Source organism: Streptomyces sp. NBC_01294, assembly GCF_035917235.1.
In the GTDB taxonomy this organism is placed as follows: domain Bacteria; phylum Actinomycetota; class Actinomycetes; order Streptomycetales; family Streptomycetaceae; genus Streptomyces; species Streptomyces caledonius.
This window is the reverse complement of sequence record NZ_CP108423.1, coordinates 1,099,249-1,123,449: the sequence shown is the minus strand read 5'-3', so window position 1 is coordinate 1,123,449 and position 24,201 is coordinate 1,099,249. Positions and strand designations below refer to the sequence as shown.

22 protein-coding genes and 2 pseudogenes are annotated in these 24,201 nt (G+C 68.7%); 14 read left to right on the top strand and 10 right to left on the bottom strand.

Annotated features, from left to right (window positions below; genetic code table 11):
- Positions 1 to 909, bottom strand: coding sequence for a LysR family transcriptional regulator (locus tag OG534_RS05245; RefSeq protein WP_326586897.1), 909 nt, complete (start codon positions 907 to 909; stop codon positions 1 to 3).
- Positions 910 to 1,181: 272 nt separating this feature from the next.
- Here OG534_RS05245 and OG534_RS05240 point away from each other — a divergent pair, with 272 nt between their 5' ends.
- The 5 genes from OG534_RS05240 (at position 1,182) to aspA (ending at position 6,747) form a co-directional block, all read left to right on the top strand.
- A complete protein-coding gene (locus OG534_RS05240; protein WP_326586896.1) occupies positions 1,182 to 1,976 on the top strand; it encodes a gamma-glutamyl-gamma-aminobutyrate hydrolase family protein in 795 nt (264 codons plus the stop codon).
- A gap of 31 nt (positions 1,977 to 2,007) precedes the next feature.
- On the top strand, positions 2,008 to 2,739 hold the full coding sequence (locus OG534_RS05235; RefSeq protein ID WP_326586895.1) for a FadR/GntR family transcriptional regulator: 732 nt from the start codon (positions 2,008 to 2,010) through the stop codon (positions 2,737 to 2,739).
- Positions 2,736 to 4,175: an amino acid permease gene (locus tag OG534_RS05230; protein WP_326586894.1), complete on the top strand. Its 1,440-nt coding sequence runs from the start codon at positions 2,736 to 2,738 to the stop codon at positions 4,173 to 4,175. The genes OG534_RS05235 and OG534_RS05230 overlap by 4 nt, the downstream gene beginning before the upstream one ends.
- A gap of 89 nt (positions 4,176 to 4,264) precedes the next feature.
- Complete coding sequence (locus OG534_RS05225; RefSeq protein WP_326586893.1) at positions 4,265 to 5,281, top strand: asparaginase; 1,017 nt, start codon at positions 4,265 to 4,267, stop codon at positions 5,279 to 5,281.
- Between the two features lie 56 nt (positions 5,282 to 5,337).
- Positions 5,338 to 6,747 carry an aspartate ammonia-lyase gene (gene aspA / locus OG534_RS05220; RefSeq protein WP_326586892.1) on the top strand — a complete coding sequence of 470 codons (1,410 nt, stop codon included), beginning with the start codon at positions 5,338 to 5,340 and terminating at the stop codon, positions 6,745 to 6,747.
- Between the two features lie 18 nt (positions 6,748 to 6,765).
- Here the strand turns inward: aspA and OG534_RS05215 are convergent.
- A pseudogene (locus tag OG534_RS05215) lies at positions 6,766 to 7,155 on the bottom strand (transposase); the annotation flags it as partial.
- A gap of 220 nt (positions 7,156 to 7,375) precedes the next feature.
- Positions 7,376 to 7,594, bottom strand: a complete 219-nt coding sequence (locus tag OG534_RS05210) for a helix-turn-helix transcriptional regulator (RefSeq protein WP_326586891.1) — start codon at positions 7,592 to 7,594, stop codon at positions 7,376 to 7,378.
- On the opposite strand from OG534_RS05210, the gene OG534_RS05205 reads away from it, so the two are divergent.
- Positions 7,587 to 7,829 (top strand): hypothetical protein, encoded by a 243-nt coding sequence (locus OG534_RS05205; protein ID WP_326586890.1) that lies wholly within the window; start codon positions 7,587 to 7,589, stop codon positions 7,827 to 7,829. The genes OG534_RS05210 and OG534_RS05205 overlap by 8 nt on opposite strands.
- Positions 7,830 to 7,929: 100 nt before the next feature.
- Here OG534_RS05205 and OG534_RS05200 read toward each other — a convergent pair whose 3' ends face one another.
- The gene (locus OG534_RS05200; RefSeq protein ID WP_052872400.1) at positions 7,930 to 9,276 is read right to left on the bottom strand and encodes a hypothetical protein; all 1,347 of its coding nucleotides are present in this window, start codon (positions 9,274 to 9,276) and stop codon (positions 7,930 to 7,932) included.
- Between the two features lie 180 nt (positions 9,277 to 9,456).
- Between OG534_RS05200 and OG534_RS05195 the strand changes: the two genes are divergently transcribed.
- The 4 genes from OG534_RS05195 (at position 9,457) to OG534_RS05180 (ending at position 13,872) form a co-directional block, all read left to right on the top strand.
- Positions 9,457 to 10,476, top strand: a complete 1,020-nt coding sequence (locus tag OG534_RS05195) for a LacI family DNA-binding transcriptional regulator (RefSeq protein ID WP_326586889.1) — start codon at positions 9,457 to 9,459, stop codon at positions 10,474 to 10,476.
- Positions 10,477 to 10,556: 80 nt separating this feature from the next.
- Entirely contained in the window at positions 10,557 to 11,900 is a 1,344-nt protein-coding gene (locus OG534_RS05190) for a sugar ABC transporter substrate-binding protein (RefSeq protein WP_326586888.1), read from the top strand.
- A gap of 256 nt (positions 11,901 to 12,156) precedes the next feature.
- Positions 12,157 to 13,026 carry a carbohydrate ABC transporter permease gene (locus tag OG534_RS05185; protein WP_257553322.1) on the top strand — a complete coding sequence of 290 codons (870 nt, stop codon included), beginning with the start codon at positions 12,157 to 12,159 and terminating at the stop codon, positions 13,024 to 13,026.
- Positions 13,027 to 13,029: 3 nt separating this feature from the next.
- Positions 13,030 to 13,872, top strand: coding sequence for a carbohydrate ABC transporter permease (locus tag OG534_RS05180; protein WP_266613692.1), 843 nt, complete (start codon positions 13,030 to 13,032; stop codon positions 13,870 to 13,872).
- A gap of 449 nt (positions 13,873 to 14,321) precedes the next feature.
- On the opposite strand, the pseudogene OG534_RS05175 reads toward OG534_RS05180, so the two are convergent.
- A pseudogene (locus OG534_RS05175) lies at positions 14,322 to 14,459 on the bottom strand (IS256 family transposase); the annotation flags it as partial.
- A gap of 230 nt (positions 14,460 to 14,689) precedes the next feature.
- Here OG534_RS05175 and OG534_RS05170 point away from each other — a divergent pair.
- Positions 14,690 to 15,496 (top strand): IS5 family transposase, encoded by an 807-nt coding sequence (locus OG534_RS05170; RefSeq protein ID WP_326586887.1) that lies wholly within the window; start codon positions 14,690 to 14,692, stop codon positions 15,494 to 15,496.
- Positions 15,497 to 16,134: 638 nt separating this feature from the next.
- On the opposite strand, the gene OG534_RS05165 is transcribed toward OG534_RS05170, so the two are convergent.
- The 5 genes from OG534_RS05165 to OG534_RS05145 all read right to left on the bottom strand — a co-directional run bounded on the left by OG534_RS05165 (position 16,135) and on the right by OG534_RS05145 (position 20,958).
- Complete coding sequence (locus OG534_RS05165; protein WP_326586886.1) at positions 16,135 to 16,413, bottom strand: hypothetical protein; 279 nt, start codon at positions 16,411 to 16,413, stop codon at positions 16,135 to 16,137.
- Positions 16,414 to 16,640: 227 nt separating this feature from the next.
- Positions 16,641 to 17,030 carry a hypothetical protein gene (locus OG534_RS05160; RefSeq protein ID WP_326586885.1) on the bottom strand — a complete coding sequence of 130 codons (390 nt, stop codon included), beginning with the start codon at positions 17,028 to 17,030 and terminating at the stop codon, positions 16,641 to 16,643.
- 215 nt (positions 17,031 to 17,245) lie between these two features.
- Complete coding sequence (locus OG534_RS05155; protein WP_442807215.1) at positions 17,246 to 18,313, bottom strand: GNAT family N-acetyltransferase; 1,068 nt, start codon at positions 18,311 to 18,313, stop codon at positions 17,246 to 17,248.
- Between the two features lie 248 nt (positions 18,314 to 18,561).
- A complete protein-coding gene (locus tag OG534_RS05150) occupies positions 18,562 to 19,140 on the bottom strand; it encodes a hypothetical protein (RefSeq protein WP_326586884.1) in 579 nt (192 codons plus the stop codon).
- 282 nt (positions 19,141 to 19,422) lie between these two features.
- Positions 19,423 to 20,958 carry a fused MFS/spermidine synthase gene (locus OG534_RS05145; RefSeq protein ID WP_326586883.1) on the bottom strand — a complete coding sequence of 512 codons (1,536 nt, stop codon included), beginning with the start codon at positions 20,956 to 20,958 and terminating at the stop codon, positions 19,423 to 19,425.
- Between the two features lie 1,155 nt (positions 20,959 to 22,113).
- Between OG534_RS05145 and OG534_RS05140 the strand changes: the two genes are divergently transcribed.
- The 3 genes from OG534_RS05140 to OG534_RS05130 are packed head-to-tail and all read left to right on the top strand — an operon-like array spanning position 22,114 to position 24,190.
- Positions 22,114 to 22,728 carry a hypothetical protein gene (locus OG534_RS05140; RefSeq protein WP_326586882.1) on the top strand — a complete coding sequence of 205 codons (615 nt, stop codon included), beginning with the start codon at positions 22,114 to 22,116 and terminating at the stop codon, positions 22,726 to 22,728.
- On the top strand, positions 22,725 to 23,426 hold the full coding sequence (locus tag OG534_RS05135) for a cupin domain-containing protein (protein ID WP_326586881.1): 702 nt from the start codon (positions 22,725 to 22,727) through the stop codon (positions 23,424 to 23,426). The genes OG534_RS05140 and OG534_RS05135 overlap by 4 nt, the downstream gene beginning before the upstream one ends.
- Positions 23,423 to 24,190, top strand: a complete 768-nt coding sequence (locus OG534_RS05130; protein WP_326586880.1) for an SDR family oxidoreductase — start codon at positions 23,423 to 23,425, stop codon at positions 24,188 to 24,190. The genes OG534_RS05135 and OG534_RS05130 overlap by 4 nt, the downstream gene beginning before the upstream one ends.
- Positions 24,191 to 24,201: the final 11 nt, after the last annotated feature.

Here is a 24,201-nt window from a genome sequence, read left to right as displayed (position 1 = left end):
TCATGCGAGCGCGGCCAGCGCTTGCGCGGCGAGCATCTGCTCCAGGTCCAGGACGGCGCGCGGGGCGTGCCGGGTGTCGATGCGGACGGCGTAGATGAAGCGCGTCAACTGCGGCTCGGCCAGCGGGCGGGCCACGACCTGGGTGTTGGCGCGGGGCAGGGCGAGTTGCGGCATGACGGCCACGCACAGGCCTGCGGCCACGAAGCCGAGCACGGTGTTGAAGTCGTCCCCCTCGTATTGCAGGCGGGCCTGGAAGCCAGGCGTCTTGGCCATCTGGGAAAGCAGTTCCAGGCGCAGTGCGGCCTCCGGAGCCGCGATCCAGGTCTCGGACGCGAGGCTGGCCAGGTCGATGACCTCCCTGTCGGCCAGGCGGTGGTGTGCCGGGACCACGGCCACCACCGGATCCCGTGCGACCAGCGTCCGGCGCAGCATCCGGGGCGGCGGGACGGGGATGAAGTCGTAGTCGTAGCTGAGGGCCAGGTCCATGTCCCCCCGCTTGAGCCGGTTGTGGCAGGCCTCGGGTTCCAGTTGGCTGAGGCTGACCTGCACGTGGGGGTAGGCCGCGTGGAGTTGGGCCAGCGCTTGCGGAACGATGCTGGTGGCGGCCGAGGCGAAGGCGCCGAGGCGGATCCGTCCGGCCGTACCCGCGCGCATGGCATCGAGTTCCACCGATGCCGTCGCCAACGCGTTGCGGACGCCCTGCTCGGCGTCGAGAAGGACTTCGCCGGCCGGTGTGGCGCGCACGGGTCGGCGCTCCAGCACTCTCAGGCCCGCGCGGCGTTCGAGTTCGGCGATCTGCTGGGAGACCGCGGGCGCGCTGTAGCCGAGCTCGCGTGCGGCGGCGTTGAAGGAGCCGTGCCGCACGACGGCTTCGAGGGTGGCGAGCAGGCGGGGGTCGAGTCCGTGCACGGAGTTAAGGCTCACTTATCTGTCGCGAAGATGTGTTTTCTTGTGATTGCGGATGAACGCCAGCAGGATTCTTGCCAGCGGCAAGAAAAACGCAAGCCCGCGCTCCCGGATCGTGACCGCCCCTCCACCTTGTCGCCGGGGCGCCCTCCGCCAGTGCCCCGTCCGCCCCGTCCGCCTTTTCTGCCGCAGCCCGCCGTGGCCGGGGACGTCCGGCGGGGCGGGTGTGCACCCGGCCGTCGACGATCACCCCTCACGCCCTGAAAGGAAGTGGTATGCCCCAGCCACCACTCATCGGACTCACCACCTACCTGGCCGACGCCCGGTGGGGCGAGTGGGACCTGCCCGCCGCAGTGCTGCCTGCGGCCTACGCCGGCTGTTTCCAGGCCGCGGGCGGCCGGGCCGTCCTGCTGCCGCCGGACGCCCCGTCGGCAGCGGCCGATGTGGTCGCACGTCTGGACGCGATCGTCCTGACGGGAGGTGAGGACGTGGATCCCGCCCTGTACGGCGCCCGGCCCCACCCGCGCACGGGGCCGCCGGTCCGCGAGCGCGACCGGTGGGAGCAGGCTGTACTGGCCGCTGGTCTCGCCCGCGACATACCCGTGCTCGGAGTGTGCCGGGGTATGCAGCTGATGAACGTACACGCCGGAGGCACCCTCATCCAGCACCTGCCCGACAGGGTGGGCCATCACGGCCACAACCCCTACCGGGGCCACTTCTGTGCCCACACCGTCACCACCGCGCCGGGGACCCGGATCGGCGCCCTCCTGCCGGGGACCCGCGAGGTCGCCACGCACCATCATCAGGCCGTGGATCGCCTTGGCTCCGGGTTCATCGTGGCAGCCCGTGCGGCGGACGGCACCGTCGAGGCGATCGAGAGCACCCGGCACCGCTTCGCCGTGGGCGTCCAGTGGCATCCGGAGATGGGTGTCGACACGCCGGTGGTGCACGCCCTGGTGGATGCCGCCGGTTTCGCCGCAGACACCGATCGGGCGGCTTCGGTGGCAGGACGGAAAGTGCGCACGGTACGAAACTCGCCGGGCCGGACTTTCCCGACACAGGTGTCTTGACACCCTCCGGCGCACCCATCAGGATCACACCGTGAACCTGTCAGACAGCCAGACAGGTGGCCAGGCCCCGCGGCGCGTCAGCGCGATGGAAGCGGTCTTCGGCCACCTGCGCAGCGCCATCGAGCGCGGTGAGTACGTCGTGGGCGACAAGCTCCCCTCCGAAGCCGAGTTGTGCCGGACCCTGGAGGTCAGCCGGCCCGTGCTGCGGGAGGCGCTCCGAGCCCTCCAAGCCATCGGCCTGACCGCCTCCAAGAGCGGCAAGGGCACGTTCGTCCTGGCGAGCACGGTCGAGGACCCCACCTTCGGCGACTACGTCGCCAGCGACCTGCTGGAGGTGCGCCGGCACGTCGAGATCCCGGTCGCCGGGTACGCCGCGCTGCGCCGCACCCCGGAGGACCTGGACCATCTGGGCCATCTGCTCGACCGGATGGAGCAGGAGACCGACACCACCGCGTGGGTGGCGATGGACACCGTCTTCCACCTGGCGGTGGCCGAGGCATCCCGCAACCCCGTCTTCCGCCGCGTCATCGAGGAGATCCGCGACGCACTGGCGCGTCAGTCGACCTTCCTCAATGAACTCGGCGGCCGGCGCGAGCAGTCCAACTGCGAGCACCGGGCGATCCTCGAGGCGCTGGCCGACGGCAGCGAGCACGACGCGGTGGAGGCCATGTCCCACCACCTCCTGCGGGTCGAGACGACCCTCACAGAAATCGTGCGCCCCCAGCGCGCGGCCACCTCCACGGAAGGCAGCCCCGAGGCGTGAGCGAGCAGTTCCTCAAAGACGAGAAGCGCCCCACGACCCGTCACGTGGACGCCGGGGACACCGGCTACAGCAAGTCCTTGACACCCCGGCACGTCAACATGATCGCCATCGGGGGTGCGATCGGCACCGGGCTCTTCCTCGGCGCGGGCGGACGCCTCGCCGACGCCGGCCCCTCACTGTTCGTCGCCTACGCCGTCTGCGGGATCTTCGCGTTCCTCGTCGTACGCGCGCTCGGCGAGCTCGTCATGTACCGGCCGTCCTCCGGCGCCTTCGTCTCGTACGCCCGGGAGTTCCTCGGGGAGAAGGGCGCGTACACCGCGGGCTGGATGTACTTCCTCAACTGGGCGACCACCGGCATCGCCGACATCACCGCCGTCGCCACCTACACCCATTACTGGCGCCTGTTCTCCGACGTCCCGCAGTGGGTGATCGCGCTCATAGCCCTGGCCGTGGTCCTCACCGTGAACCTCATCTCGGTGCGGATCTTCGGCGAACTGGAGTTCTGGTTCGCCATCGTCAAGGTCGGCGCGCTGGTCGTCTTCATGGCCATCGGGATCTTCTTCCTCGTGACCCGGCACCCCATCGACGACGCCGTGCCCGGTCCGTCCCTGATCACCGACAACGGCGGGATCTTCCCCAACGGCCTGCTGCCCATGCTGCTGATCATCCAGGGCGTCGTCTTCGCCTACGCCTCCGTCGAGCTGGTCGGAGTCGCGGCCGGTGAGACCGAGAATCCCGAGGAGATCATGCCGAAGGCGATCAACTCGATCATGTGGCGCGTCGGCCTCTTCTACGTCGGCTCGGTCGTCCTGCTGTCGATGCTGATGCCGTGGAACAGCTACAGCGCCGGCCAGAGCCCGTTCGTGACCGTGCTCTCCCACATCGGCATCCCGGCGGCCGGCGACGTGATGAATCTGGTCGTTCTCACCGCGGCCATGTCCTCGCTCAACTCCGGCCTCTACTCCACCGGCCGCATCCTGCGCTCGATGGCCGTCAACGGCTCCGCCCCGAGCTTCACCGCCCGGCTGAGCCGCACCCAGGTGCCCTACGGCGGCATCCTGCTCACCAGCGGCATGTGCGTCCTCGGCGTCGGGCTCAACTTCGTCGTTCCGGCGGACGCGTTCGAGATCGTGCTCAACTTCGCGGCCATCGGCATCCTCGCCACCTGGGGCATGATCATGCTCTGCCACCTCTCCTTCTGGCGGAAGACCCGTGACGGCGAACTCACCCGCCCCTCCTACCGCCTGCCCGGCTCCCCGTGGACCGAACTCGTGACACTGGCCTTCCTCGCCTCCGTCCTGGTCCTCATGTACGCCGACGGAGGGGCGGCGCGCACCACCGTGCTGTGCGTGCCACTGATCGCCGCGGCGCTGGTCGCCGGCTGGTACGCCGTCCGCGGCCGCGTGGCGCGCGCCGCCGCGAAGAGCGAGGGCTGAGCCGGGCGGCGGGCCCGGCCCGTCCCCCCGGGCCGGGCCTGCCGCCGGCCACCCCGGTCAGCAGCAACCCACCACCGAACGAGGCAGTGATGCGCAGCAGTCTCCTCGCGGACGCGCCCGCGATCCGCGAGCCCCAGCATGCACCCGTCGCCCACGTCACCCGGGGCGGCGTGATCGAGGGAGTCCACTACGGATCCGTCGTCGTCCTCGGCGGTAATGGCGACGTCCGGTTGAGCATCGGAGACATCGAGGCCGCCTGCTACCCGCGCTCAGCTCTCAAGCCGGTCCAGGCCCTCGCCATGGTGCGGGCCGGGCTGCCGCTCGACGGCGCCCTGCTCTCCCTCTCGATGGGCAGCCACTCCGGCGAGGAGCACCACCTCGCAGGTACCCGGCTGATCCTCGAACTGGCCTGCCTCACCGAGGACGACCTGCGCAACGTCCCCGACGTGCCGTACGCCCCGGCGGTCCGGGATGCCTGGGTGCGCGAGGGCCGCGGGCCTTCCCGGCTCGCCCAGAACTGCTCCGGCAAGCACGCGGCGATGCTGTACCTGTGCAAGCTGGCCGGCTGGCCCCTGGAGAGCTACCTCGACCCGGGCCACCCGCTTCAGAGGGCGATCGCCGAGGTCGTCGAGGAACTCACCGGCCAGCACATCGCGAACGTCACCGTCGACGGCTGCGGAGCCCCGCTGTTCGCGGTGTCCCTGCACGGCCTGGCCCGCGCCGCCGCCCGCATCGCCACGGCCGGTCCGGACACCGCCGGGCGCCGGGTGGCGGACGCGCTGCGCATCCACCCGGAGATGGCCTCCGGCACAGGGCGAGACACGGCCCAGCTGATGCGCGCGGTGCCCGGGCTGCTGGCCAAGGACGGCTTCGAGGGCGTCCAGGTGGCCGCGCTGCCTGATGGCCGGGCCGTCGCAGTGAAGATCGCCGACGGGGCGGACCGGGCGCGCATCCCGGTGACGGCCGCAGCCCTCGCCCGGGCGGGAGTCGAGCCGCGGCTGCTCGCCGGGTTCGAGGGCGAGCCGATGACCGGCGGCGGCCGGCCCGTCGGCGGCATCCGGCCGGTGGCGGCGCTGAACCCGCCCAGCGTCCCCGCCACCGCCTGACTCCATCCCCTTTCACCACCTTGACCCACCTACCTCAGGAAGAGGGCCGCACACCCATGACCGCCGCCACCCGCAGCGAACACGACCTGCTCGGAGACCGCGACGTCCCCGCCGACGCCTTCTGGGGCGTCCACACCCTGCGCGCCACCGAGAACTTCCCCATCACCGGCACGCCCATCTCCGCCTACCCGCACCTGATCGACGCCCTCGCCGCCGTCAAGGAGGCCGCAGCCCTCGCCAACGAGGAACTCGGCCTGCTGGAGCCCGCGAAGGCCGCCGTGATCGTCGCCGCCTGCCAGGAGATACGCGGCGGCAAGCTCCACGACCAGTTCGTCGTCGACGTCATCCAGGGCGGTGCCGGCACCTCCACCAACATGAACGCCAACGAGGTCATCGCCAACCGGGCGCTGGAGCTGCTGGGCCACGCCAGGGGCGAGTACCAGCACCTGCACCCCAACGAGGACGTCAACCTCGGCCAGTCCACCAACGACGTCTACCCGACCGCCGTTCGGATCGCGACCGTCTCCGCGGTGCGCGGCCTGCTCGACGCCATGGCCGTCCTCCAGGACACGTTCGCCCGCAAGGCCGCCGAGTTCCGCGACGTGCTGAAGATGGGCCGCACCCAGCTGCAGGACGCCGTGCCGATGACGCTCGGGCAGGAGTTCTCCGCCTTCGCCGTCATGCTCGACGAGGACCGCAGCCGGCTCGCTGAGGCCGTCGAGCTGATCCTTGAGATCAACCTCGGCGCGACCGCGATCGGCACGGGTCTCAACGCCCCCGCCGGATACGCCGAATCGGCCCGCCGCCACCTTGCCGACATCACCGGGCTGCCCCTGGTCACCGCGGCCAACCTGGTCGAAGCCACCCAGGACTGCGGCGCGTTCGTCCAGATGTCCGGCGTCCTCAAGCGCATCGCCGTCAAACTGTCCAAGACCTGCAACGACCTGCGCCTGCTGTCCTCCGGGCCGCGCGCGGGCTTCGGCGAGATCAACCTGCCGCCGGTGCAGGCGGGCTCGAGCATCATGCCCGGCAAGGTCAACCCGGTGATCCCCGAGGTCGTCAACCAGGTCGCCTTCGAGGTGATCGGCAACGACATCACCATCACCATGGCCGCCGAAGCCGGACAGCTCCAGCTCAACGCCTTCGAGCCGGTCATCCTGCACTCTCTGTCGAAGTCCATAACCCACCTGCGCGCGGCCTGCCTCACCCTCGCCGAGCGCTGCGTGGCCGGCATCACCGCGAACACCGAGGTGCTGCGCGCCACCGTAGAGAACTCCATCGGCCTGGTGACCGCCCTGAACCCGCACATCGGGTACACGGCCGCCACCGACATCGCCAAGGAAGCCCTCGCCAGTGGCCGGGGTGTGGCCGAGCTGGTCCTGGAGAGGGGCCTGCTGCCGGCCGAGAGGCTCGCCGCCCTGCTGCGGCCCGAGGTGATCGCGGGAACCGGCGCGGCTATGGCCTGACACGGGTCCGCTGTCGGCTTACCGGCCGCGTGCGACTCCGGCGCTGCTCCTCACTCCGGCCGTGGCCAGCCGTGGTGCGGAGGGTGGGGTGGCGGTGGCGGGATGGTGGCCGTTCCCGCTCCACGGCGATGCGCTGGGCGCGGCCGCCTGCGGGTGCGCGGACTCGTCCGAGCGGACGGCGACGACGTAGTCCAGCCCGCGTTCCGCCAGGCCGTGGCGGAACGCGGTGATCTGGCCGTAGCCGGCGTCGGCGACGATCACCATCGGCTCCAGGCCCCAGGCGACCGCCTCGTCAGTGAGGTCCAGGGCCAGGCGCCATTTCTCCCGGTGCCCGACCTCTTCGGGTAGGCCGGCTTTTATGCGGCGTTCAGTGTCGTCCTGCCACTCGGCGGGCACAAGCAGGCGCCAGTCGCCGTGGGACCACGCGGAGGTGCTGCGGGCCGTGTCGCTCCCGTGCTCGTGGACCACGTGCGACCGCAGGCCACGATGCGTCGCCGTCCGAGTCGAAACATCCAGCCACCCGTCAGGCCACTGGCACTTCGGAGGGTGCGACCCGGGAACTGCTGTGGAGGGTGCGGTGCTGGCTGGGTGTCGTTCCGTAGTGCTCCAGGAACACCTGCCTCATCGTCTAGGCGGAGCTGAACCCGCAGCGCCTGGCGATCGAGGCCAGCGGCAGTGCCGTGGAGACGAGGAGTTGTGCGGCCGCCTCGGCTCGGGCGGTCCGTACGAACTGGGCAGGTGTCTGTCCGAGCTGGTCGAGGAACAGCCGGGCCAGGTGGCGCGCGCTGACTCCCGCGTGCGCGGCGAGCGCGGTGGCGCCGAGGTCGTCGTCGAGGACCGTGACCACACCGCTCGTACCAACGTCTCTGCCTGACTGGGCATGGGAGCGCGCAGATGTCCGCCAAGCCCTCCGCACCCGCGATATCGGCACCGTGTTCCGCCACGGCCAGCAGTACAGCAGGGCCAGCCAGGCGCGCATCGCGGCTGCCGTCGGCATGACGCAGGCCCGCGTCAACGCCATGGACAGCAAGGTGTCCCTCTGGAAGATCTTGGCACTCCGCCCGGTGGAGCGCTCGAGCTGACTCGCCAGTTCCTGGCGGGCGGTCGATGTCCTCGCACACCCGATTGAGCCTTTCCGGGGTCGTGCCGGGTGACGATCAGACGGGCGTGGGCTGTCGCCCGTCAGGGTGTTGTGGAGCCTGGCCAGATGGCCGAGGCGTCGTCGCGGTGCGGGTCGGGCAGCCGGATCGGGCGGACAGGGATGGTGCGTTCGCGGCCTTCGGTGGCGGCCGTCCACGGGGCGGGGTGCCCGGAGTAGCACAGGGTGGTCAGGACGAAGAGGCCGTCGGCGTAGACCTCGACGTACTCGCCAATGGTGAGGATGCGCAGCGTGGCGGCGGGTTCGGTCAGGACGGTCTCGCCGAGCCGGGTCCCCTCGGGGCCGGTGACCCAGAGGTTCTTGCCGTCGCAGCCGACAACGAGGGCGGGGCTGCCGTCCGGGGAATCGGTGCGGAGAATAACGTCGACGGGCCCGGTGAGGCCGATGTCGCCGACTGCGTGCGGGGCGGGGTGCTCCGTTTCCTCGCCGAGCCAGACGTCCAGGCCGGGCCACCATTCCAGGCGGGGCGTCGAACCGTCCAGCATGACAAGGGACTTGGGCTGGGCGAGCATCCCGCGGCAGGTCTCGCCGGAGTCAGTGAGGCCGACCCGGCGAGGCGTAGTGTGCAGCACGACGCGGGAGCCATCGGGCGCGACGATGACGCGCGGGGCGTAGGCGCCGGCCGGGCCGAGGGGACCGCGGCGGGTCCAGGGCCCGCGCAGGCTGGGGGCGGTCCACGACTCGAAGCCGCGGGTCGCGCCGATGGAGCCGAGCAGCAGCCAGCTTCCGTCGTCGAGGCGTTCCAGGACCGGGCACTCCAGTTCATCGACGTCACCGGGGGAGATGAGCGGCGGATGGACGGTCCAGTGCTCCAGGTCCGCCGAGGTGGCCAGGGCGACACAGCCGCTGACCTCCACCGGGAGGGAGGCGTCGCTGGCGCAGACGACCATGACCCAGCCGTCCGACGCGTCATCGCGTACGACGAACGGGTCACGCCAGGCCATCTTCTCGCTGGTGCGGTACCAGCGCGGGTCCGCCTCGACGACCGGCCTGGTGCCATGGCGGCGCCAACCGGTGCCGTCCGTGCGGTCCGAGTACGCCAGTCCGACCGACTGGACCGGCCAGCCGCCCGGTGTGAGACCGAAGACGCCGGTGTAGAACATCGTCATTGCGTCGCCGTGCCGGATGGGGTGCATGGTCCACACGGCCTGCTGGTCGAAGCGGCCGGGCAGGCCGTTGCCGAAGGCGGTGCCCTGGGGCTGCCAGTGGACCAGGTCGGTGGAGGTTGCCCGGCCGTAGGAGGTCTCCATCCGCAGATGATCGAACTCCGTTGTCCAGGGCCCCTGCAGGTGCAGCACCGCGTATGTGCCGTCCTCGTCCCGCAGGAGGGCGAAGTCGTTCACGCAGAGGCCGGGCGGGGCGTATCGCATGCACATTCCTGTCGGCTCACAGCGCCCAAACGTATGCGCTGATGCTTGATAACAAAAAGGTCTCTCAAGGATCAGCCCAAGTAAATCCGAACGCAAACGCTTGCGCAACAACGAGGGCGGGTTTACGGTCACGTCACCTGCAGATCACATCGACGTGAAACCAACGGGAGGGAATGCGCCGTGACGGCCAGCATCACCGATGTCGCCCGCGCCGCCGGAGTCTCGACGTCCACCGTGTCCCGCGCGCTGCGCGGACGGCCGGGCGTGTCCGAGGAGGTGCGGACGCAGATCGCGGCCCTCGCCGCCCAGCTCGGCTACACCGCCTCGCGTTCCGCGTCGAGCCTGGCCAGCGGGCGCACCTTCACCATCGGGGTCGTGGTCCCGTACGTGGGCCGCTGGTTCTTCGGCACCGTGCTGGACGCCGCCGAGCAGGTCTTCAGCGCCGCCGGGTACGACGTGCTGCTGTACAACCTGGGATCGCCGGAGACACGCAAGCGTTTCTTCACCAAGCTGCCGGTCCGCAAGCGGGTGGACGCCGTGCTGTCGCTCCTCATCCCTGACGAGGAGGAGTCGGCTGCACTGCGTTCACTCGGGGTGCCGCTGGCCACCACGGTCGGCGGAGCCCGGCCCGGCTTCACCGTCGTCGGCATCGACGACCGGGCCGGAACGGAGAGCGCCGTACGCCACCTGGTGAACCTCGGTCACCGACGGATCGGGATGATCAGCGGGTCCAGTGGGCCGCTGCACTGGACCACCCCCGTCGAAAGGCGCAGCGCCTACCTGGACGTCCTGACCGATGCGGGGATAGAGCACGATGCGGCCCTGGAAGCGGACGGCGACTACACCGTCGAGGGCGGTGAGCGGGCCATGACCGAGCTGCTGGCTGTCTCCCGCCCGCCGACTGCCGTGTTCGCGCAGTCGGATGAGATGGCGATGGGCGCACTGCGCGCCCTGCGCCGCCACCGGCTGAAGGTGCCGGACGACGTGTCCGTCGTCGGCTTCGACGACCACGAACTCGCCGACGTGGTCGGACTGACCACCGTCGCCCAGCCGGTTGCCGACCAGGGCGCCGAGGCCGCCCGGCTGCTGCTGCGGCAACTGGACGAACCCGACGCCGAGCCGCCGGGGCAGGTGCAGATGCCCATCCGTCTCGTCCTGCGCGAGACCACCGCCCCGCCGCGCCTGCGCGGCCCGAGGTAACCCCCCGAGCGCCGCACCCCCACGCCCCGGAAAGCTCCCCCCGCACTTCGAACCCTCGCCACAGCACGGAGGCACAAACCATGAGCTCGACCAACAGAAAGTACCGCCGTACCGTCCGTACGGGCCTGGCCCTCGCTCTCCCCGTGGTGGCGCTGGCCGCCTGCGGCTCGGGCGGCGGCACCGATGCCTCCGCCGAGGCCGGAAGCGGCAAGGGCACCATCAGCGTCTGGGCCCACCAGGGCCAGAAGAACGAGGCCAGTGCGCTGCAGAACGCGGTGAAGTCCTTCAACTCCTCGCAGGGCGACATCAAGGTCGACTTGAAGCTGATCCCCGAGGCCGACTACACCAAGACCATCACGGCCACCGACGCCTCCAAGCTGCCGGACGTGATGGAGTTCGACGGCCCGACCATGGCGAACTTCGTCTACAACAAGAAGCTCGCCCCCATCGACACGCACGTCTCCACCGAGACCATGGACAACGCCACCGACGCGAGCAAGGCGCAGGGCGAGGTCGGCGGCAAGCACTACGGCCTGGGCATGTTCGACTCCGGCCTGGGGATCTACGGCAACAAGAAGCTGCTCGACGCGGCCGGGGTGAAGTACCCGACCAGCCTGTCCAATGACTGGACGGCGACGGAGTTCACCGCCGCGCTGGGGGCGCTGAAGGCCATGGACACCGACGGCAAGACCCTCGACCTCCAGGAGACCGGCGGCTACGCCAACGAGTGGGGCACCTACGGTTTCGCCCCGGTCGTCTGGTCCGCGGGAGGTTCCCTCCTCAAGGACGGCAAGGCGGAAGGCGCCCTCGACACCCCGGCCGTGATCTCGGCCATGAAGACCTTCCAGTCCTGGAAGACGTATGTCGACCCCAACACCGACGGCAACGCCTTCGCCAAGGGCCGCGTCGCCCTGAGCTGGGTCGGCCACTGGATGTACCCCGCCTACAGCGAGGCCCTCGGCGACGACCTCGTCGTACTGCCGCTGCCCGACTTCGGCAACGGCCCCAAGACCGGCCAGGGCTCCTGGGCCTGGGGCATCGGCGCCGACAGCAAGAACGCCAAGGCCGCCGGCACGTTCCTGGACACCCTCCTGAACGACGCCAACATCACCGCCATGACGACGGCCAACGGGGCGGTGCCCGCCACCAAGACCGCGCTCGACAAGAGCGAGCTCTACAAGCAGGGCGGCCCGCTCCAGCTCTACGCCGACCAGCTCGCCAAGCCCTGCGGCGACAAGGACATCACCAAGTCCTGCGTCGCCGTCACCCGCCCGGTGACCGCCGGCTACCCCCTGGTCACCTCGAAGTTCAGCGAGGCCCTGAACTCCATCTACGGTGGCGCCGACCCCGAGAGCGCTCTGCAAAAGGCCGCCCGCGCCATCGACCAGGACTTCTCCGACAACGACGGCTACAAGATCCCGTAGGACCCATCGGCCCGGGCGGCCGCGGCTGCCGCGCCCACCCCGCCAGGAACAGGACCCTCCCGTGACATCCGTGGAACCCGCGCACGCCGCGCCGCCCGGCCCGGAGCAGGCCTCATCCGTGACATCCGTGGAACCCGCGCACGCCGCGCCGCCCGGCCCGGAGCAGGCCTCATCTGTGACATCCGTGACATCCGCGCGATCGACGCGATCAGCGCGGCCGGGCCGCAAGAACCGTGACTGGCTGCACGGACTACTCATGTCCGCCCCGGCCGTCGTCGGACTGATCGTCTTCGTCGGTGTGCCGTTCGGCTACGCCGTGGTGCTCTCCTTCTACAACGTCCGCCTCGGCTCCCCGCTGGAGCCCAGCTTCTTCGGCTTGGAGCAATACCGGAGGCTGTTCACCGACCCCGACCTGTCCGGCCCGTTCCTGCGGGCCCTGCTCAACAACCTGACCTTCGCCGTGTTCGTCGTACCCGTGCAGACGGCCCTGGCACTGGCCCTGGCGATCCTGCTCAACCGCAAGCTCAAGGCCATCGGATTGTTTCGGTCGCTCTTCTTCATGCCGGTCGTCTTCCCCATGGCGCTGGTCGCCGTGATCTGGCGACTCATACTGGCCCGCAGTGACCAGGGCATGCTCAACTCCGCGCTGGACGCGGTGAGTTTCGGCAACTGGGGCGCCTTCGACTGGCTCGGCGACTCCGCCACCGCGATGGCCTCGATCGTCGTGCTGTCCATCTGGCAGGGCGTCGGCTTCCAGATGGTCATCCTGCTCGCCGGCCTCCAGCAGATCCCGGGTGAGCTCTACGAGGCCGCCGAACTCGACCGCGCCAGTCGTTGGCAGCAGTTCCGCCACGTCACCCTGCCCGGCATCCACTCCACCCTCGTCTTCGTTGCGATGCTCACCTCGGTGCTCTCCTTCCGGGTCTTCGACCAGGTGTACGTCCTCGTCCGCGGGGGCGGTCTGGATGAGGACGCCACCCGCACCGTGATGTACCAGGCCGTCACCACCGCCTTCGACCAGAACAACATCGGCCAGGCGTCCGCGATCACCGTCGTCTTCTTCCTGATCGTCGTCGTCCTGACCCTCATCCAGCGCCGCGTCGTCCGGCCCGGAAACGAGGACTGACTCATGGGCACGACCCCTACGCCCCTGCGCCGCTTCATGGACTACGCCGTACTCAGCGTGCTGGCCTCCGTCTTCGTGCTACCGGTGATCTACCTGTTCCTGGGCAGCCTCAAGCCGTCCGACGAGATCCTGAACGGTCTCTCCGGCTTCCTCCCGACCGACCTGTCCTTCGACAACTACTCCGCCGTCCTGAGCAGCCTCAACTCCGACAGCACCGGCTATTTCTGGCGCTTCATGGGCATCTCGCTGCTGCTGGCGTTCGTGGTCGTGACGGGCGGCCTGTTCGTCAACTCGATGGCCGCGTACGGGCTGTCACGGCTGAAGTGGCGCGGACGCGAAGCCGTCTTCACGCTCATTCTGCTGCTGATGTTGGTCCCGTTCGAGTCGGTGGCCGTCCCGCTCTTCTACATGTTCAACGACCAGCGCAACACCCTCTACATCCTGGCGCTCCCCTTCATCGCCAACGCCTTCTCGGTCTATCAGTTCCACACGTTCTTCCGCTCGATCCCACCGAGCATCGAGGAAGCTGCCCGGATCGACGGCGCGGGCCCCTGGCGCACCTTCTTCGCGATCATCGTCCCGATGAGCAAGCCGGCCTTCGCCTCAGTGGCGATCCTGACCTTCCTTATCCAGTGGGGCTCGTTCCTGTGGCCGGTGCTGATGGTCTCCGACCCGTCGGTCCGCCCGCTGCCGCTGGAGATGAGCGTCTTCCAGGGCCAGCAGCCCCCGGACTGGGGCCAGATCCTCGCCTTCGGCGTCCTGCTGGTCCTACCGGTGCTGATCGTCTTCGCGTTCTTCCAGCGGTGGTTCGTCCAAGGCGTGGCCAGCTCTGCGGTCAAGGGCTGAGTCCGGCGCGTGTCCATCCGCAAGGTCAAGGACGAACGCTACGACCGAGCCCCCCGCACTGCGCTTTTACAGAGAGACAGCCCATGAACATCCCCACCAGCAGCGTCACCGTCCTCGGCGAGTGCGTCGCCGACGCCTTCACCGACCCCGCCCTGTGATGCCCTGACCCTCGAAGGCACCACCGACGCCTGCTCCTTCGCCGCCCGCGTCGCCGCCCTCACCTGCTCCGTCCCCGGTGCAGACCCACCCTGGGCAGAACGTTTGGCGCCCCGGCCCGCCCAGAACCCGGGCGCACGAGGGCACATCCACAGCACATGAGCCTGGGAAACGGCGCCAACCCGTGAGAAGCAGGGACTAACCTCCACCTCCACTTCTCAGGACCGGCCCTCGGATACGCCTCGGCCGGCGGGTCTGTAAAGTTAACGGTGGTTCTGGAGTTGTCGGGGGGTTCAGCGGCGGGCGGCTGGGAGTCGGCCGTCGAAGGTGATGTCGAAGGCGTTCAGAGCGGCTTTCCAGCGTGGGGTCCAGCGCTTTCGGCCCTGGCCGGTGGGGTCCAAGCTCATGACGGCCATGCAGACGCACTTCAGAGGACGTTCGCATCGTTAATGCGCCGATATAGGTGAGTTTGCCGCATGCCGGACTCGCCGCCATATAGGGCTTTTGTTGAAATTGCCCCGCTCTTGAAGAGGGGTCGACGATCCCGTTCACCCCGAATTTAGCGATAGCTCCTGTCCGGTTCGAAGATGGGCCAATATTCCATTTTGCCTCGCCCGATCGAGCGATAGCGGCCGTGCGAGGCGCGTGCGTCAGTGTCTCCATGACCTCGCGATCGCCCCGCCTGCCCTACCCCAGTGATCTGTCCGATGCCCGCTGGGCGCTGATGGAGCAGACCTTGACCGCATGGCGGGCCGAGCGGCAGAAGACCTCGCTCAACCTTGGAGGTAAAGTCGCTGACCTGCGGGAAGTCATGAACGCGATTCTCTTCCTCAACCGGACCGGGGTGCCTTGGCGCTACCTGCCCCACGACTTCCCGCCGCACACCACGGTCTTCGGGTACTTCAGCGCCTGGACCGCCGACGGCACGATCGAGAAACTCGGCGTCCACCTGCATCGAATGGTCCGTGAGCAGGAAGGACGTGCCGCCGAGCCCACCGCATGCGTCATCGACGCCCAGTCCGTCAAGACCGCTCCCAGCGTGCCCGCCGACACCCAGGGCGCCGACGTCGGCAAGAAGATCGTCGGGCGCAAGCGCAGCATCGTCGTGGACACTCTCGGCCTGTTATTGCTGGTCATGGTGACCGCCGCCAGCGTCTCGGACAACGAGGCCGGCATGCAGCTCCTCACCCGCGTCGCCTCCGACCACCCCACCATCAGCAAGGCTTGGGTCGACACCGGCTACAAGAAGAAGGCGATCGAACACGGCGCCACGCTCGGCATCGACGTCGACGTCGTCCCGCGAAACTCGCAGGTCAAGGGCTTCTCGGTGATCCCGAGGCGGTGGGTCGTAGAGCGAAGCTTCGGGTGGATCATGATGCACCGTCGCCTCGCCCGCGACTACGAGACCAAGCCCGCTCACTCCGAAAGCATGATCCGTCTCGCGATGATCTCCAACCTCGCGAGATGAGCTACTGGTGAAACAGTCATAGCCTGGCACAAACCATGAACTACCGCTTCTTTAAGCGGAACGTCCTCTCAGGTCGCCCGTGGGAGTGAGAAGCGTCACAATTGAGAGGAGTGGGAGTCCGGCTCGGCTGGGGGAGTGGGCTGAAAGCCCAGGGCGTGCGCGGCCCGCCCAATCCGTCCGAACCTCCCGAGTGGAGCCTTGGGGTGACGACTGGTTGGGGACCAGTTGGGGACCAGTGCCGCTGCACGCAGGTGCACGGCACGCGCATTGGCACACGTTCCTCGCCCTCAAATAGCGCCACATGTCCTGATTATGGGCCTGGCGCAGCCATCTGGGGGTCAAGGGGTCGCAGGTTCAAATCCTGTCGTCCCGACTCGAAAGAGTCGCAGATCAGGGGCCGTTTCAGAGCAATCTGAAACGGCCCCTTGGTCATTTTCGGGACCATGTGGGGGACGCGCGGCCGACTCGGCAGCCAGGGGCTTCGGCCGGCTCTGTGAGCGTCTCCCGGTCGGGCAGAGCCAGTGCAGCACGCGGCCAGGGCTCTCGACTGCGTGGCAGGAGTCGGCGGGCCACGGCCACCAGGTCCATCCGATGGCGCAACGGCTCCGACTCCCCGACGTCCCCAAACTGCCGGAGGCTCAGTCCTGCGGCCGCACTCCGGGCCTGTCGCGGTGTGCCAGGCGCGAAAGGACCTTGGCGTACACCATGGTCGCCGCCGCGGACACGGTCACCATGACCGCCAGCGCGAGGATGCCCAGCAGCGCGGGCCACTGGCGCAGCGGGTCCCGGCACTCGACGTCCTCGGACGACAGGTCGACCAGCGGGCCTCGGCAGATGGCCCTGTCCCCGAACTCGGGGCCGTAGTCGGCGAGCATCAGGAACGCGAACCATCCCCAGATCACCAGGGACAGGAGCATCCACGCGATCGACCACCCCTCGATACGGCGTGCTTGCCGACGCTCTTGTTCGGCATGTGCCTCTGAGGCGTCTGCGGAATCGGGCGTATGGCGGGCCGGCGCGTCGGCAGTCATGTCTCCCTCTCTTGGACAACGGTGAACGCACGGCAGTTCATCACACCGCGCGGGCCCCTACGGCCTCGCCCCGTCCATCCCCGTCCCGGTCACAGCCAGGTCCAGATCCCCTGTCAGTGGTTGTTCATGTACCAGATCGCGCCGCCGAGGCAAATCGGAAGAGTGAACGCGATCTGCAGCATCCAGGGAATACCCGGCCCCTCGTCATCGGGCTTTCCCGGGTTTTCCGCCCGCCACGTCATGAATGCGCGCAGCGCCTTCCCATGGCCCACGACACCTAGGGCGAGGCCCAGCATGATCCCGCAGTAGACAGGAAGCATCTCGTTCAGAGATGAGTCGTAGGTGGCGCTGAAGGCCGTGAGCGCCAGGAACCCTGCCACGGGACCGCATGACACCCAGATCCTTTGCCGCCGGTTCACCGTCCCGGGGAACATCGCGGCGAGATACACCGCCACACTGATCGCGGCGAACAGCCACCACAGCGGAGAGGACTTCTCCGGCATCAAACCCCCCTTGTCCACCCTTTGACCTGCGACTTCAAGCGGGTGGAGGGTCTCTGGCGCGGATGCCCACGATAGACCGTTCGGGCGTGACGCGTTCATGCCGGACTTCGGCAAGGTTCGGCCCGCCGGGCTGCCGTTGGCGACCGTCGGAGTGCTGCCCGGCCCCGGCGAGGGCACTGCGGCGAGGGCACTGCGAAGGTCGAGCGGCTGCCTGCTCACGGGCGCCGGTCGCGCACCTTGCCGACTGCTTTCAGCGTGTGCACGGCTGCGGTCTTGAGCTGGGGCTGCTCCCTCACGAAGCGGCGGGCGGCGCGTGCGGGCTCGCGGCTGAACCAGTGGAGGACCGCACCGGGACTGCGCCGCAGGAGGGCGCCTTCATGAACCGTCAGCTCTCGTGTCTTGAGGGAATCCTTGTAGGCGGCGTCACCTCTGCCGAGGTCGAGCAATTCGATGCCGGCGGCAGCGGCCGCCTCGATCATGCGGAGATGGAGAACGAGACCGGGGGAGAATTGCGCGAAACCCCGGTCGTAGGCGGGAAACCAGTACGACAGCACGGTGCGTGAGCGCAGTCCGAAGTGCGCGGCGACAAGCCTGTCGCCTGCGTAGAGCACCGACAGCAGGCCCGAACAGCCGGGTGTGGCCGTGTCGGCAAGGATGCGGACCAGCTGGCTGATCCATTCCTGGGTGAACCGGTCGCGTCGGCCCGTTCGGCGGTACTGGGCAGATTTCCATGCCATCAACGTCTGCAGGGCCCCCGGGTCTCGTTCGTCGAACACGAACCTCAGAGGCCCGACCCGGCGTCCCAGCCGGCGGTTCTGCGCCAGGGCCGACTTCAGGAACTTGCGGGAGCGTGTTCGGAGCAGGTTCTCGTAGTGGGCGTAGCCGCTGCCGAGATCGATGACGGGCGAGGCGAATCGCCCTGTTGCGAACGGCAGGAACAGGTCCTGGCCGCTTTCGAGATGGTTGAACTCCCAGACGCTCAGGGAACTGGCGCGCAGGAGCTGGTGCGGATCCACGCGTACGTCGGGGTGCAGGACGGCGCCTTGGCAGTCGGAAACGCCCAGGCCGATCGCGCGGCCGCGGCCCCACCGGCCCCGCTCGTAGGAGAAGAAGCCGGCGGCCTCGCCGTCCTCGCGCACGACCGCGACCCTGGCACCCGGCCGGACGCGGCCGACGGCCTGGCAGAACTCGGGGCTCATGAAGGGATTGGCGACGGGCGCCGTCCTGGCCCGCAGCGCGTTCCACGACTGCAGGTCTGTCGGGCTCATGTCGGCAGGGTGCATCACGTCGATGCGTTGAGTGGGCACGTCGGCTCCTGGTTCATCGGATGGCTCGCGGGGCCGTGGCCGAACTGCCGCCACACGGGCAGCGGGTTGCGGCCAGGCCGGGGACAGCGGGCGCACAGGCAGGCACGGGCAGGCACAGGCAAGTACTGCAGTACTGGCAGGCACAGGCAGGCGTCAGCGGCCCGGGAGGGGCCGTCTCCGGCGGCCCCGCTCGAGGGCGAGGCGGCGTCGGGATGCGCGGGCGCCTATGGCTTGACGACTGCCGAAGCGTCGGGCAGCCGCAGGCGGCGCCGCCGAGGCGGACCTCGGCGCACCACCGCGTCGGCGAGGAGGGCTTCGTAAGGGGGCGCGCCCGTCCGGCTGCTTGGAGAGCCGACGAACGGTCTCGGGTCCAGCGAACCGGTCGGTGTGATCCAGGGGACGAAGAGAGCGCGCAGGCGCACGGCCAGGGAGCCCAGCTCCCCTTGCACTGCGTTCCCGAGCCGTGAGCAGGCGGTGTCGGCGGTGTGCAGTGTCCAGCCGACGGCGAGCGTCAGGGCGAGGTAGGACAAGCCCCACGGGCCGTCGTGGGCAGAGGACGGCGCAGATGTGGGGACATCTCCCAGGTGACCGAACCACCAGCAGGTGGCCGCCTGGGCGGCGGCCATGGCGCTCAGGTCGTTGGTCAGCGAGCCCCGCCTGCCGGCTCGCGGCAAGGCTGCGGCGAACAGTCCCAGTACGGCCATCAGACAGGTGCTTGCCGCCAGCGTGCCGGCGGAGATCAAGTGGTGTCCTGCGGCTGCCAGCGCCGTCGCCATGACGGCGAAGGAGGCAGCCCGCGTCACTCCTCTTCCGGACGTCGAAACGAAACGGGGAAGAAGAGGTGAGGGGAGGAAGAAGGAGCACGCCACCATGACCGGACCCATACTCGGCGACGCGGTGCGTGCGGCGCCGTGGAATGAGAAGGCCGGTGTATCCGAACCTTCGCTCTAAGCCGCCTTCGAAAGAGTGGGCCCGGGGTGCAGGCGACCCAGTCGCAGGGGCACCGCCCCCACGTCAGGAATCCGCGGTGGGCGGTCGACTCTGATCAGGCGTGTCCTGCGTGTCCTGCGTGGACGTGTGTCCGGTCACCGGCCGCTCCGTGGGCTGTAGGGCTGGAGGAGCTGGTCGACGGGTGCGTGGTCGTCGGTGAGCAGTTGGGCATCGCCGATCCAGGACGTGAGGGCGTCATCGGTGGCGATCTTCCAGCCGGTGTGCCGGACGTCCAGCGCTTCCTGGGTCGCGCGGAGGTCGACGGGCCGGTTGGAGGCGAGCACCACCAGATTGCCGCCCTCGGGGGTGGAGGTCGGGTCGAGGCCGATGTCGGCGGGTTTGCCGACGAGGGCAACGTGCTCGAAGGTTTCGCTGATGGTGGCTACTTCGGCTCGCGCGAAGGCCAGACCACCGTGATCGATGAGGTTGGCGACGTACAGGCCGTCTTCGTTGAGCACCCGCCGTACGTCCGTCATCGCTTCCACCGTGGTGAGGTGCCACGGCACGCTGACGCCCCCGAAGGCGTCGCCGACGACGAGGTCACGACTGCCGGCGTCCAGGCGTCGCAGGCCGAGCCTGCCGTCCTCCACGCGTACGTCGATACCGCCCTCTGGCCTCAGACCCAGTTGGTCGCGGTCGATGCGTACGACCCCGCTGTCGATTTCGGACACAAGGCTGCGCGTCCCGGGCCGCGTGGCCGCGAGGTAACGGGGAAAGGTGAGCCCGCCGCCGCCCAGGTGATGGGCGGCAAGGGGCTCACCTTGGGGAAAGGCGGCATCGACCACCGACGCGATGGCGCGCACGTACCCGAACTTGAGCGAGGTCGGTTCGTCGATGTCGACGTAGGAGTGCCGCACGCCGTCCAGAACGAGTGTGCGGCCGCTGCCCCGGTCGGGGTCCGCGACCACCCGTGCGCAGTGGTACCTGGTCTCCGCGTCGCAGCCACCGGGCGCGACGATGGTGGCGAGGCCGCCGGCGACGACCACGAGTGCGAGGGCAGGGGTGCCTCTCCACCCGCGCGTTCGCCACTCGACCAGCGCCGAGCCGACCACCAGCAGTGTTCCGAGGCCGATCAGGATGCCGCTGACCGGCAACCGCGCGATGAGGACGAAGCCGGTGAGGAGCGTGCCGACGATGGCGCCGACGGTGCCGACGCCGGACAGCCGGCCGACGACCGTTCCGGTCTGGGCGAGGCTGGTCAGACGCAACTTGGTCACGATGGGCGTCACCGCGGAGAGCAGCGCGCCCGGCACGAGGATGGTCAGAGACGCGATCAGCAGGAGCAGCGCTGGTGCCCACTCCGCAGTGGTGCGCAGCACGGCGGGGGTGAGCGCCACGACCGCTCCCGACACCCCGAGCGCAGGGCCGATGAGCCGGCGTGGATTGACCTGGTCGGCGATGCGCCCACCCAGCCAGGAGCCGACGGCGATCGCGGTGAGGGCGATGCCGATCACCATGGTGCTGGTCTCGAGGGTGAGGCCGAGGTAGGGAGCCAGCAGCCGCAAAGCGACGATCTCCACCACCAGGACCGCGGCCGACGACCCGAACACGAGCACGGCAGCGGTACGGGGACCCAGGCCGGATTCGTGGGGCGTGCCCTCGGCGACAGGCGAGGAGGACGATCTGGTCACGGGCGACATCCTTGCACGCGGCTCATCGACGGCATGGCGAAAGTCCTCATTCCCCGAGGGGGGCTTGACGGTGTCGTTGACCGCCCCGGTGACCTGCCGCAAGGCCCGGCCAAAGACGCTGAGATCTCAGATCCCTTGGGCCGTATCACTGGAAGGTGCCATCATTCCCGGGACATGAGCAGAGACGACAGCGACGAAGCGTACGTGGTTGGCCTGTGCAACCAGGTCCTTGGCGAAGCAGCCCTCACGCAGCGCTTCGAGGCCCGCAGCGCGCCAGGAGGTCCTGGAGGTGCTCCGAGAGGCAGCGCGCACGCTGGGTACTGCGTGACCCAGTCGTCCCGACACTTCGAAGTCGCAGGTCGCAGGCCGTATCGGAAGCATCCGATACGGCCTTGATCGTTGTGGGGATCATTTCCCCCCTCCTGCTCGGCCGGTGGCCCCGCGGAGCCTGGCCCGAGCCCGCCACGTGAGCATGGGCGCCGTCACGTGAGCGGTGCGGATGGCCGGGACGGGCGCCTGCGTCGGTGCTGAACGACCGAAACACACCGAACCCTTCCTGGACCTGCCGCCGCGGTGACGTCGCGGCGTGGCCGGCGCATTGGTTGGAGCCGCGGGCCGTCTCAGGGACTGGACGGTCGCTCGACCGGCCCCGCGGTCGAGTGGCGGCACGGATCGCGGTGCCCGGCCGACGCGGGACGAAGGCGCTCCTGCCCGCCGGAGGCCGCCGCCCCAAGTGCGTCCCTGCCCCCACGCGATCCGCCGATCGGTCTGTCCCGCCGGGCCGTCGGCGAGCGTGCCGACGGCCCGGCCTATTGGGTGCGCGATTCATCTCCATCGGTTGGAAACAGAGCCGTAACTTTGCCCGCAGAGGCGCGACGGGTGAAGGTCCGGACCTGGAGTGATGCATTTTCGGACAAGCTTCGACGTGTCTTGATGCCGTTCATCGCTCCCTGTATGTTCAATTCCCCAAGATCAACACTTGGGCAGGGAGACAGGGTGGTCGCCTGCCGGTCTTCGGCCGTGAAGAGGCTGCGCTGAATTCGCCGGTGACGCCGGCATCTACGGCCGGCCGGACGCCGGAACCCGTCGCGCATTCCATGGAACCGACGCCGGGATCAACGCATCCGTGAAGGTAGCCTCAGAGAGGAGTGAAGCGTGGAGATACTGCAGTTGCCCGATATGGAATGGCGGGCGTTTGACGCGCTCGTACCCGCCGACCCGGAGAAATCCTTAAGGCTGGCGACGTTGGGTCCGAGAGGGACCAGCAGTGAGTACGTCGCGCAGTCGATGTCCCGCATTCTTCGCGACCGGGGACCCCTTCAGATCGTCCTGGAGGACACCTATGAGGCGTGTATGGAAGCGCTCTCAGAAGGACAGGCCGATCTCGCACTGGTGGCCCACGCCTACCAGAAGATCAACGCCTTCTACATGAATCCCCGGCTCGAGCCGGCGATCGTGTTCCGCGGGCACACCCCCGAGTACGGCCTGGCCACGCGGTCCGACTTCGAATTCCGTGAAGAGATGCTCTTCAAGGAGACCATCGTGTCCCACCCGGCCCCCGTTCCGCTGTTGCGGTACCACTTCGACCAGGCCGTGCAAGTGGACACCTCGAATTCGACGAGCCAGGCCGCCTGTGATGTCGCCGACGGGCGCTACGACATCGCCATCACGAACGAGCAGGCAGTGCGGCAGCACAACCTGAAATTCGTCTACAAGTTCTCACGGATCCCGATGACATGGACCGTGTTCTCGCGAAGGGCGGACCGATGACCACACAGACGCACGAACGACGCTACTTCCCGGCGCCCGACGTGGTGCTCCATGACAACGGTGTCCGTCATGAGTCCTACCGGCGTGACGACACGGAAGTCCGTGTCACCTTCGTCCCTCCCGGCGTGGTGGCGATCAACGGGTTCCGTACGGAAGCGCAGGTGGGAATGGTCGTGCGCGGCGAGCTCTCCGTGACGGTCGACGGGGTGACGAAGCTGATGCGGCCGGAGCACGACGTCTACGTCGTCCCGCCGCACGTCGGGCTCACCGCCGTGAATCCGTCCTCGGAGGAGACCGTCCTGCTCGAGATCACGCGCAGCAAGCCGGGGGAGAAGTACCCCGCGCCGGACGGCTACTTCCTCGAACCGCTGGAGTCCCGCAAGTTCGTCAAGATGGACGTGACGTTCTTCCTCGCCGACTGGATCGAGCTGATGGTCGCCGACATTCCCGGCGGCGGCCACATGCCTTACCACAAGCATTCCCACGAGCAGATCGGGATATGCCTGGACGGGCGCTACGACATGACGGTGGAGGAAACCAGTCATGAGCTCCGGTTCGGTGGGACCTACTTCTGCGCGAGCCAGGAGGGGCACAGTGCCGAGAATCCCCACACCGCATTGGCGCGTTCCCTCAACATATTCATCCCGCCGCGGTACCACCGGGTGCCCAAGCCGGAGACGGAGCAGGAAACCCCGTGACACGGGTGGCCATGGTCCTGGGGGCCAGTGAAGGAATCGGGCGCGCCACGGCACTGCATCTGCGGGCCAAGGGATACGCGACGGTACTGAGTGCACGCACGCGGAGCGCGCTGGAAGACGTCGCACGGGAATCCGGCTGCGGACAGGACGTGTTCGTCGTTCCGGGGGACATCACGTCGCAATCGTTCCGCGCCGAACTGGTCGCCGCCGCCGAGCGGCGATTCGGCAGGATCGACGTGCTGATCAACAATGCGCCCGGTCCGGCGCCCGGATCGTTCGACCATACGGATCCCGCGGACGTGACCTCCGCCATGGAGCGGAAGCTCGTGCCGTATCTGGACCTGATCAAGTCCGTGGCTCCGGTGATGACCCGCAATGAATTCGGGCGGATCGTCAACATCGTCGGGAACATGGGAAAGGAGCCGGCCTCCGGCATGTTCCTTTCGGGGTTGGTCAACGCGGCGGTGTCGAACGCGAGTAAATATCTGGCGAGCCAGTACGCCAAGGACAACGTGACCGTGAATTGCGTGCACCCGGGGACCATCCGGACCCAGCGCTACGACCGGGCCGTGGAGCACATCAGCCGGGCCGGCGGAATCACGCCGACCGAGGCTGAGGACCGGTTGCGGACGGCCATCCCCATGGCCCGGCCGGGGAGCACCGACGAGGTCGCCGCCCTCATCGGATTCCTGGTGTCCGACGAAGCCTCGTACCTGACCGGGCAGCAGATCTCGGTCGACGGCGGGCAACTGGCCTGCGTGTAGGCCTCATTGGA